At 58.0% G+C, this 9,733-nt stretch carries 13 protein-coding genes and 1 pseudogene; 7 read left to right on the forward strand and 7 right to left on the reverse strand.

The window, feature by feature from the left end; translation table 11 throughout:
- Positions 1 to 94 precede the first annotated feature (94 nt).
- From BMX92_RS26050 to BMX92_RS26060, 3 genes and pseudogenes are all read left to right on the forward strand, one after another.
- Positions 95 to 358: pseudogene (locus BMX92_RS26050) on the forward strand (transposase domain-containing protein); the annotation flags it as partial.
- Between the two features lie 17 nt (positions 359 to 375).
- Positions 376 to 621, forward strand: coding sequence for a hypothetical protein (locus BMX92_RS26055; protein ID WP_093022462.1), 246 nt, complete (start codon positions 376 to 378; stop codon positions 619 to 621).
- Positions 622 to 865: 244 nt separating this feature from the next.
- A protein-coding gene (locus tag BMX92_RS26060) for an IS630 family transposase (protein ID WP_256213641.1) occupies positions 866 to 1,806 on the forward strand; the annotation gives its coding sequence in 2 pieces (ribosomal slippage) (positions 866 to 1,211 and positions 1,211 to 1,806; 942 coding nt in all).
- Between the two features lie 12 nt (positions 1,807 to 1,818).
- On the opposite strand, the gene BMX92_RS26065 is transcribed toward BMX92_RS26060, so the two are convergent.
- The 5 genes from BMX92_RS26065 to BMX92_RS26085 all read right to left on the reverse strand — a co-directional run bounded on the left by BMX92_RS26065 (position 1,819) and on the right by BMX92_RS26085 (position 4,972).
- A complete protein-coding gene (locus BMX92_RS26065) occupies positions 1,819 to 2,199 on the reverse strand; it encodes a Rieske (2Fe-2S) protein (RefSeq protein ID WP_093022469.1) in 381 nt (126 codons plus the stop codon).
- 65 nt (positions 2,200 to 2,264) lie between these two features.
- Positions 2,265 to 2,495, reverse strand: coding sequence for a biotin/lipoyl-containing protein (locus tag BMX92_RS26070; RefSeq protein ID WP_093022472.1), 231 nt, complete (start codon positions 2,493 to 2,495; stop codon positions 2,265 to 2,267).
- 13 nt (positions 2,496 to 2,508) lie between these two features.
- Entirely contained in the window at positions 2,509 to 3,513 is a 1,005-nt protein-coding gene (locus tag BMX92_RS26075; RefSeq protein WP_093022475.1) for an alpha-ketoacid dehydrogenase subunit beta, read from the reverse strand.
- Between the two features lie 4 nt (positions 3,514 to 3,517).
- Positions 3,518 to 4,504, reverse strand: a complete 987-nt coding sequence (locus BMX92_RS26080) for a thiamine pyrophosphate-dependent dehydrogenase E1 component subunit alpha (protein WP_371262544.1) — start codon at positions 4,502 to 4,504, stop codon at positions 3,518 to 3,520.
- A gap of 84 nt (positions 4,505 to 4,588) precedes the next feature.
- A complete protein-coding gene (locus tag BMX92_RS26085; RefSeq protein ID WP_093022481.1) occupies positions 4,589 to 4,972 on the reverse strand; it encodes a VOC family protein in 384 nt (127 codons plus the stop codon).
- Between the two features lie 241 nt (positions 4,973 to 5,213).
- On the opposite strand from BMX92_RS26085, the gene BMX92_RS26090 reads away from it, so the two are divergent.
- The 4 genes from BMX92_RS26090 to BMX92_RS26105 all read left to right on the forward strand — a co-directional run bounded on the left by BMX92_RS26090 (position 5,214) and on the right by BMX92_RS26105 (position 8,484).
- A complete protein-coding gene (locus BMX92_RS26090; RefSeq protein ID WP_093022483.1) occupies positions 5,214 to 5,960 on the forward strand; it encodes an SDR family NAD(P)-dependent oxidoreductase in 747 nt (248 codons plus the stop codon).
- 659 nt (positions 5,961 to 6,619) lie between these two features.
- Positions 6,620 to 7,060, forward strand: a complete 441-nt coding sequence (locus BMX92_RS28555; protein WP_371262545.1) for a hypothetical protein — start codon at positions 6,620 to 6,622, stop codon at positions 7,058 to 7,060.
- A gap of 1 nt (position 7,061) precedes the next feature.
- Positions 7,062 to 7,481 carry an SRPBCC family protein gene (locus tag BMX92_RS26100; protein ID WP_093022489.1) on the forward strand — a complete coding sequence of 140 codons (420 nt, stop codon included), beginning with the start codon at positions 7,062 to 7,064 and terminating at the stop codon, positions 7,479 to 7,481.
- 223 nt (positions 7,482 to 7,704) lie between these two features.
- Positions 7,705 to 8,484, forward strand: a complete 780-nt coding sequence (locus BMX92_RS26105) for an SDR family oxidoreductase (protein WP_093022492.1) — start codon at positions 7,705 to 7,707, stop codon at positions 8,482 to 8,484.
- A gap of 459 nt (positions 8,485 to 8,943) precedes the next feature.
- On the opposite strand, the gene BMX92_RS28260 is transcribed toward BMX92_RS26105, so the two are convergent.
- The gene (locus BMX92_RS28260; protein WP_093022495.1) at positions 8,944 to 9,228 is read right to left on the reverse strand and encodes a 2-oxo acid dehydrogenase subunit E2; all 285 of its coding nucleotides are present in this window, start codon (positions 9,226 to 9,228) and stop codon (positions 8,944 to 8,946) included.
- A 316-nt stretch (positions 9,229 to 9,544) separates the two neighbouring features.
- Positions 9,545 to 9,733 (reverse strand): hypothetical protein (locus tag BMX92_RS27810; protein ID WP_218145865.1); only part of this gene is annotated, 189 nt, incomplete at its 5' end.

The raw sequence follows: 9,733 nt of genomic DNA on the forward strand, positions 1-9,733 counted from the left end.
CCTGCATGACGCCCCATATTGGCAAGGCAAGGAACCCGGCAGACGATCCACTTAACCGTTGCCGATCCCTGTTCAGACAAACCCGGCCACCTCTGTAGGCCTCACGAACAACGCAGCGGAACGGGCGCTGCGCTGTGTGCCACTCGGGCGGAAAGCATGGCTATTTTGCGGCTCCGATCGCGGCGGTCAGCGCGCCGCCATCATGTTTTCACTCATTCAGAGCTGTCGCCTCAACGACGTCGATCCCCAGGCTTGGCTCGCTGACGTCCTCGCCCGCATCGCCGGTCATCCGGCTAATCGGCTTGGCGATCTACTCCCATGGAATTGGAAACCAACAGCGTTGAAGCTGGAGCCGTGATCTCATAGCATCACGGCATGGAATTTGGCCCGCAACCCGAACTGATTGAATCCTCTCTCTGCCGGTCCATCGAACAGGCGGGCGTAAGGCTGACCATCAACATCGTGCGGCTCGCTACCGAGCGCGGTTGGTCCCTCGAGGTCGTCAACGAGCACGGCACCTCGACGGTCTGGGACAATCTATTCCCCACCGACCGCGATGCCGATGCTGCATTCCGCGATGTGCTCGCTCAAGAAGGCGTCGAGGCCTTCCTCGGCAAGTAAGATGCCAAATCCCCCAGCAAACCCCCAGTAACCGCGGTCCTCACCGGATGCGTACGGAACGGATACACCGAGTTTCATTGCTCATCCTCTCTCGTAGCATGGCTCTTGCGGCGCGGTCGGCTGGATAGAGCAGCGTCGGCGACTATCTTTTAGAGCGGTTTTCGACCGTTCTGAATCGGCATGGGATTCCCTTCGGGCGCGATTTCTGATTCAGAATCCGTGCTGGTGAAGGAGGCCGGCATGGATGGCTCTTTCGATGGATTTGCGCACTCGGCTTTTGGCAGCAGTGGATAGTGGATCGAGTTGCCGTGCTGCGGCAGGCCGGTTCGGTGTAGCACCATCAACGGCGGTCCGCTGGCGAGCACAGCAGCGCGAGACGGGTGACATTGCCCCAAAGCCGCGCGGCGGGGATATGCGCTCGCGGCGGATGGAAGAGCGGGCAGCGGACATTCTGGCCATTTGGGAGGAGCGCAGGGACATCACCCTCGAAGAACTTCGTCTGGGGCTTGCGGACAAGGGCATGGACGTTTCCGTTGCCGGGCTACATCGCTTTTTTGTTCGCCGTGGACTGACGCGCAAAAAAAGACAGGCCATGCGATAGAGCAAGATCGACCCGACGTTCTGAAGCAGCGTCATGACTGGTGCGAGGGTCAACTCAATCTTGAACCGGAGCGCCTGGTCTTCATCGACGAAACCTGGACTGCGACCAATATGACCCGCAGCCACGGTCGTTGCCGGAAAGGCGAGCGGTTGCGGATGGGCTTCCCGCATGGCCACCGCAAGACCACCACCCTGGTCGCCGGCCTGCGCATGACGGGCATGGTCGCACCCATGGTACTTGACGGTCCCATCAACGGCGACTGGTTCGAAGCCTACGTCGCTCAGGTCCTCGTCCCGGAACTGCGGCTCGGCGACGTCGTCATCATGGACAACCTGTCGAGCCACAAGCGCGCATCGGTGCAGGTGCTCATCGAGGCGGCAGGCGCCACCATGCGCTTTCTCCCACCCTACAGCCCCGACTTCAACCCGATCGAGAAAGCGTTCTCCCGCCTCAAGGCTATGCTCCGTAAAGCGGGTGAGCGAACGGTCAGCGGCCTATGGAGCCTCATCGGTAATCTCGTCGATATCTTCCAACCCCAAGAATGCGCCAACTACTTCAGATCATGTGGCTATGAACCAGAATGATCGAAAACCGCTCTAGTCCGTGCGGCCGATCGCTGCCGTCGGCAATTCAACAACCACAACGCCGCCTTCTATCGTTGCCGGAAAGGTCTTCAGTCTGGCCACGGCGGCGCCTGCCAGTGCCTTACCGCTGGCGATGTCGAACCGCGCGCCATGCACGGGACAGATAAAGTCCTTTCCGAACTGGCGTCCACCATCGAGTGGCACCTTCATATGGGTGCACTCGTTGATGATTGCGTGCACGACGCCTTTGACGTTGCACAGAAGAAAGGAGAGTTTGCCTTCGCTAAAGCAGCGATAGCGGCCTACTTCGACCTCTTCGGCGTCACAAACGCGGATGCGAACGGTCTCGCCGCCCGCATCGCTATCGCTGCCCAGGCTGCCGTAATAACTCACCGGCTATCGCACCTATTCGACGTCAATGACATGCTCCGATCAGTATTTATGGAGAAGCCACGTCGTTAGGCGATCCGGCCCAAAACGGTGCCCACGTCATAGGTCTCACCAACCGGCTTCAAGATTTCGAGCATGCCCGATGCTGGACTTTCAATCTCCTGCGTCGATTTGTCGCTCTCGATTGTATAAAGTGGGTCGCCTTCTTTTATTTCGCCACCATTGGCGACGAGCCATTCGGCCAAAACGGCGTCGTTCATGGAGAAGCCGATCTTCGGCAAGATGATGTCGGTAGCCATATAAGCCTCCAGATTATCTAAATTCTTTGTCGACCAGTGCACGAATCACATCCGCGATTCGTGCGGGATTCGGAGCGAAGGCCTGCTCGAGCGGCGAAGAGAACGGTACCGGACATTTCGCTCCACCCAGTCGTGCGACCGGTGCCCTGAGATCGCGGAAAAGCACTTCGTTGATTTCCGCTGCAACCTCGGCACCGACGCCGAACTCGCGAGGCGCTTCCTGCACCACGAGGGCACGCCGGGTCTTGGCCACCGAAGCGATCACGGTCTCATGATCCCAAGGCGACACCGTGCGCAGATCGACCACCTCGACCGAGATGCCCTCCTTCTCCAACGTCGCAGCGGCCGAAAGCGCTTCGACAACCATCCGCGAGTAAGCGACGACGGTCACGTCAGTACCTTCACGAGGTACGCTTGCCTTGCCGATAGGGATGCGCACGTTGCGTGGACCGATCGCGGCGGCGCCGCTCGTGCCGATAATCAGATTTTCGACAAAGAGGACCGGATCAGGTTCGTCGATCGCGGAGAGCATCAGGCCATAGGCATCTGCGGGATTGGAGGGGGCGATAACCTTGATGCCGCCGACATGTGCGAACCAAGCTTCGAGATGATCGCTGTGCTGTCCTCCGAGCGAAAAGCCCGACCCGGTAACCGTGCGCACAACGATCGGCACGCTGGTCTGCCCACCCGACATGAAGCGCAGCTTTGCCGCATGGTTTACGAGCATGTCCATTGCCACAGTAACGAAGTTCATAAGCATGATCTCGGCGACCGGCTTATAGCCGGCGAGAGCCGCGCCAATGGCCGCCCCCGTGATTGCCTGTTCGGCGATCGGCGTCGAGCGGACGCGGTGGTCGCCATATTTTGCCGACAGGCCCTTGGTGACCCCCATGACGCCCCCGCCCTGCTTGTCGGCGACATCCTCGCCCAGCACCAGAACCTTGTCATCGGCCGCCATCGCATCGTCGAGAGCGACACCGATGGCCTGAAACATTGTGAGCTTTTCAATATCTGCCATGTTCTTACCCGATCTCGTGCGCAAAGATGTCACGCTTCATTTCTTCCAGGGCGGGATAGGGCGATGCGAGGGCCTCGTTGATTGCCTCATCCAACTCTCGCTCAAACCCGTCCTCGATGGCCTTGATCTCGTCTTCGCTCGCTATCCCGTCGTAAATGAGCCGAGCGCGCAGCTTAGGCAGAGGATCGGCCGCGATTGCGGCCGCTCGCTCTTCGGCATCCATGTAATGGCCATCGTCGCCGAAGACATGGCCATTATGGCGATAGGTCATCGCTTCGATCAGCGTTGGCCCCTCGCCGGCACGAGCGCGCTCGATCGCGATGCGAGCGGTGCCGTACATCTCGTCGGGGTCGTTACCGTCGATTGTGTAGCCTGGCATCGAGTAGCTGCTTGCGCGCGTTGATACCTTGTCTACCGCCGTACAGTCCGCAAATGTTGTGTGTTCGGCAAAGCGGTTGTTCTGGCACATGAAGATCACTGGCAATTTCCAAAGCGAGGCGAGGTTCAGAGCCTCATGGAACGCACCGATGTTTGACGCTCCATCACCAAAATTGGCAATGGTGACCCGCTTGTTGCCTGAAAGTTTTGATGCCCAGGCAAGCCCGTTGGCGATGGGCATCGTGCTGCCGACGATTCCCGTCGTCACCATAATGCCGATCGAGGGGTCGGTAATATGCATGGGGCCGCCTTTGCCCTTGCACGAACCAGTTACTCGGCCGCCAAGTTCCGCCCACAGCTTCTTGAGCGACAGGCCCTTCGCCAGTGAATCGTGAATGCCGCGGTAGATAGTGCAGATATAATCGTCGGCGTTCAGGCTTACTGACAGCGCCGACGGAATGATTTCCTGCCCTTTCGTGCTGTAGAAAGGCATCACCATACGGCCGGAGCGGATGACCTTGTGCGCGCGGTCGTCATTTCGCCGGATGAGCGTCGCCTTGCGGTATATCTCCAACAAAGTTTGCGCATCGGGTCTCGGGAAATTCGCTTCCAAGATCCTGTCTCCTGCTTGTGTGGTCGATGATCGACCATGGTTGTCATGTCCGTCGTGCGGAAGGGCGACCGTGCTCGAAAAGGATCAGGCAGGGCCGATCTTGAAAAAGGCCAGTTTGTTGCCATCTGGATCACGCGCATAGGAAAAATACAAGCCAAGTTCCGGATCGAAACGGCAAGCCGGTGCACCATCATCGGTGGCGCCGAGTTCGAGAGCCTTGACGTGAATGCGATCAACTTCGTCGCGCGAGGCGACGGGAAGCGCGACCATCGTACCATTGCCTACAGTTGCCTCGGCGCCATCGAAGGGCAGGGTTATACCCAGCATGGGTTGCGACAGATCGGTCCCATAGAAAACGCGATGAGGTTGTTCAGCAACGATTTTTCCACCAATCTCGGCGATCAGCGGGTCATAGAAGCGGCGCGCTGCGGCTAGGTCATTTGTCCCCAGCAAGACGTAACCGATCATATGCTCTCCATAATAAACTTGCACGATTCGATCGCAAGCGTACTTATTCCTTCTGCTCTTGGGGGTCCGTTGTCAACGCAGCCTTTTGCGATCAGTAAAGAAGATCCGCACGTACCGGAGGATCGATAGCCGATGGCCAGGAGCCCAAAGCGGTTGATACGGAGACGATGCACATGAAATTTGGCTGGAACTGTTCCTACTTGGCGCTGAAAAGCGAAGATATGAAGATTGAAGGGCACATATGAACCGCGATCCTTTTGACTTCACCGGCAAGGTCGCTCTTGTTACGGGAGGAGGTCGCGGTTTGGGCCTCGAGATGAGCCGTGCGCTCGCTGAACGCGGCGCCGACCTAGTGCTCGCTAGCCGCAAGCTGGACATTCTCGAAGACGCGGCCGCGCCGATCCGAGCACTCGGTCGCAAGGTCGAGACGATTGCTTGTCATGTCGGCCGCTGGAGCGAAATCGATATCCTCGTGGAGCGCGCCTATGCGGCTTTCGAGCGAATTGACATCCTCATCAATAATGCCGGAATGTCACCCTTGCTTGATAGTTCCGCTGCGACGCCGGAAGCATTGGTGGATTCGGTGTTGGCGCTCAACTTCAAAGGCCCGTACCGGCTGAGCGCGCTCGTGGGCGAGCGAATGAAGGCGGCTGGCGGCGGCTCCATAATCAATATCAGTAGCATGGGGGCGTTGCGTCCGCATTACGGCTATGCGCCCTATGCGGGCGCAAAAGCCGCGCTCAACGCGCTTACTTTCGCGCAGGCTATCGAATTTGGACCCACTGTGCGCTTGAACGCGATAGTCCCTGGGTCGTTCCGCACTGACGTTGCAGAGCATTGGCCAGCCGAACGTGAGGCGCAAACTACTGCGATCGCCGGGCGGTATGGCAAACCCGAAGAGATCGTGACCGCGATGCTCTATCTAGCGAGCGACCAGTCGAGTTTCACCACCGGCTCGCTGATCCGAGTAGATGGTGGACGGCCCTGAGGCTACCTTCCGGGATCCACTAGGCGATGAATGTCGATCGCAAGTGCGCCGCGATGATCCGGTAGGCACGGCAATCCTCTGCTTGGCATCTCCGCCCACATGATATGCGCGCGGGCACCAAAAAAGCGCTTCGCAATCGTCGATCACGTCACTGCTGTGTGAAAGGTGCCCAACTTACCTAGTGGTCCGATTCTGACATTTCCATCCCTTTGGGCAAGGTCAGGAGCAAATGTCAGAATCTTTCAGGATCACTAGCAACTATATGGTTTTAGTGGATTTTATGATTTTGACATTCGCGGATGCCCTGTGATGCGAATGTCAAAATCAATCCACTAGTTTGCTGCCCGATGTCTCAAAAGCGGGTGTAAGGCCTGCCCCGCAGACAGTAACAGACCATCCTTCTGTATCAGTTTCTTAACGCTCATGAAACCGGATCGCGCGTATATTCGAAAGGCCTCGGCGGGTTGTAGCCCCGTGCGAATTTGGAAAAATGGGGTTGACGATATTGTTCGCAAGCGAAATACATATAAGATAATCAGTTTCAAGAGGATGCTAATGGGCCCAATCGCGATCAATGCGACCTTGATTACTGCGGCCGTGTGCGGGCGAGTATCGGTTTCGCTAGCGCGTGCCGGCTCAGTGCCAAGAGTACGAAGTTGGTGCTGACCGATATCGACTCAGTTGCGATCGCCGATCGCTTGGCCGAATTGTGTGGCGATTGTCCCGAGTTCGATGGCCAGCAGCTCCATGTCATCGACGAAGCTGGCGGCAATAAGGCTGTGAGCAACTGGATAACTATAAAACGGCAAGTCGACCCTCTTGTAAACAATGCCGGTATCTCTGAGCTAGGCGCTGTGGCAGATATTTCTCTCCAACAATTCCGGCTGCAGAGCGCCATCAGAATCCACGGCGTAATTGGGAGTCGGGACGCCAATAGCTCGTGTAACGTTCCTACTTCACGCGTCCGGCCGTGCAGACTAATGCCAAGGCGGAAGCTAAGTAGTGCGTGGGCTGTGACTGCGCAAATGATATGCGCTGGAGGTTCTCAGGCTACCGCACAGCAGGCACCAGCGGCTACTGCCGCGGCCAAGGAGATTTAAGATGCCAGTATCCGTTCATGCGATTATTGATGCGCCGATTGAGCAGATTTGGGCACTGATCAGCGATTTTGGCGGCCTGATGCGGTGGCACCCTTTGCTGGAACGCTGCGAGATGGAAGGCGAAGGAATTAGCGCCCGGCGTTCAGTCTATTTCGCGGACTGGTCGGCCGTCGAGGAGCTTACCGCGCTCGATAACGACCATCACGTCCTGGGATACCTCGTTGTCGACAGTTCCCGGCCCCCGGTAATCGGTGCGAGCGGATCCATGACTTTGGCTTCCGAGGGACCAAACAGAACCAGCCTCACTTGGATGTCAGGGCTTCCTGATGATGCACCGCACGCAGCGTCGGTGAATGCCGGGCTTGAGGCCTATTACCCTGTACGCATCGGCCACCTGAAGGTGGCATTGGGCGTTGCCTGAAGGCGGCAAGGCCTCTCTTCGCGCAGCGTTCGGCTATATCACAAGTACGTTACCATACGTTATTGGTCGGCGCGCACAGGCCTGGTAGAACGACCGGCGAGTATTGATCCGCCGAGAGGGGCAAGTGGTCTTGGATTGATCCTGCCGCTCGCGTCACCAGCTAATATGAGAGGTGGATGAGCCGCATCTCGCAAGAATAACGGCCGCAGAAGGAGTGGGACACATGGAATTCGGATTAAAAGACAAGGTAGCGATTATTGGCGGATCGAGTGCCGGCATCGGATTGGCAATTGCCAAGGAACTCGCGGCCGAGGGCGCGCATGTCGTGCTCACCGCACGTCGCGAAGGTCCGCTTCAGGAGGCCGTAGCGCAGATCCGGTCGATGGGAGGCAAGGCTTCCTACGCAGTTGCGGATATGAAGATTGCCGATCAGGTGGACCAGGCGGTGGCGGTAGCAAGGTCTGAAGTTGGAAGCCCTGATATCGCTGTGGCCAATGTCATGCCCACTCTTGCGCACAGCTTTCGCGTTGCAACCGACGAACAGTTCCGCGAGGTCTACGAACAGCTCATCATGAGCCTCGTTTTCCTCACTCGGGCGACGACCCCCCACATGATCGACAAGGGGTGGGGACGGATTGTCAACGTCGGTTCGGTCTGCATGAAGGAGCCGCATCGCTGGCATGACCTCGTGCTCTCGAACACCGCTCGTGCGGCGCAAGTTGGGCTCGGGCGCACGATTTCCAACGAATTCTCGCAATATGGGATTACATACAACAATATGGCCATTGGCTTGATCGACACCGGCGTCTACGAGACTGCGGCGGGCGGAGGAAGTGCCTCGGGGCTCGAAATGAACGAACCAATACCCCGCATCACCGCAGGCCGCCGTGGTCAGCCGGCCGAGGTTGCAGCACTGTGCGCCTTTCTGTGTTCCGACCGGGCGAGTTATATAACGGGCCAGACCATCTCGGTCGACGGCGGATGGACACGAGGACTGATGTGACGGAACGGGAGTGGCCGTATTACGCCGTTCTTGCTCCGACCAAGCAAAGAGAATTGCCGGCGACTGATCTCCAAGCGAACACGGCGGTCGCGAGCAAAATTTTGGCGTTATTCGGTCGGACCGACGAGGCGCGGTTGGTACGATACTACATCCGGATTGCGGCGCGATCGCCACCTAAGACTTGCGCTTTCCAGGAAGCGCGACGGCCTCGACGACACGGGAGCGTTTGGCGGGCGCGAGAAGAGACCTGAATCGGGCGCCGCATCAGGTCGCTGCTCGACGACGATCCTGCCGATCGATGCGAGCAGAATTTGATGCGCTCGATTTGTATCGACGGACGTCAGATCAGCGGATCAGCTCTAGCCGGGGCTCGTGAGCGCAAGAGTCGGCATTGGAAGGGAGTGTGCCCGGCTGAGGTGATCTATCAAGAAGTCAGGCGCGGTGCTGCGCCACCATGAGTCATTTGTGCAGGGCAGGGCAGAGGGAATGATGTCGGCAGCATCGATGCTCCGAGGACGAAAGCCCGCGCCCTGCCGCAGGCCTGCCTATCGATGTAAATTTGATTCCGTTAATATGTGCACGGACGGCCAGGGCCAAGCGTGCCGCGTCGGCGCCGTTTATCACGCGATGATCGTAGCTGAGCGACAAAGGCAGGCAGCTGCGCCACATAAAGCCATGTTCGTTAACGCGAGGACATGCGCGGACTTGCCCATAGCCCTTCGTCTCGATCGATGCACCCATCATCCACGGCCTCCTTACCAGGGAGACCAATTGATTCAGAGTTCAGCACAATATGCACCTCAAGTGCTTCTGTAATGGGCCTTTGTTCGTCAAGTCCCTCTGAATGATTATCTCGTCGCCGGGATCATGCTTCTGTCCGTGGTCAGCACGAAGACCGCCCCACCATGCCATCAGATCCAGAACCGGCAGATCAATCTAGGAAGCGTGGTTTGCTGAAGCATCACAGCACTACACACTATCTTGCCAAGCCCTCGTCCCGGCGACGGGACCTCATTAGAAGCGTGCCGTTCCAGGCGCGTCTCGATCAGCATTTCTTCCTTCAAGCGACCATTGCGGTTGCCCCCCAATGAAAGTCGGTGGCATCCATCCACATGCGATCCTCGCCCAGGACGGCCGTCTTCATACGATCGTAGAGGATAGAGGTGGCCTGGCAAAACTGCACATCGGGATAAGTGGATTTTCTGCCTGACGGCGGCCAGGATGGCCGCGTGACAGGAGTAGAGATGAG

Origin of the sequence: Sphingobium sp. YR768, from assembly GCF_900111125.1 — a bacterium.
In the GTDB taxonomy this organism is placed as follows: domain Bacteria; phylum Pseudomonadota; class Alphaproteobacteria; order Sphingomonadales; family Sphingomonadaceae; genus Sphingobium.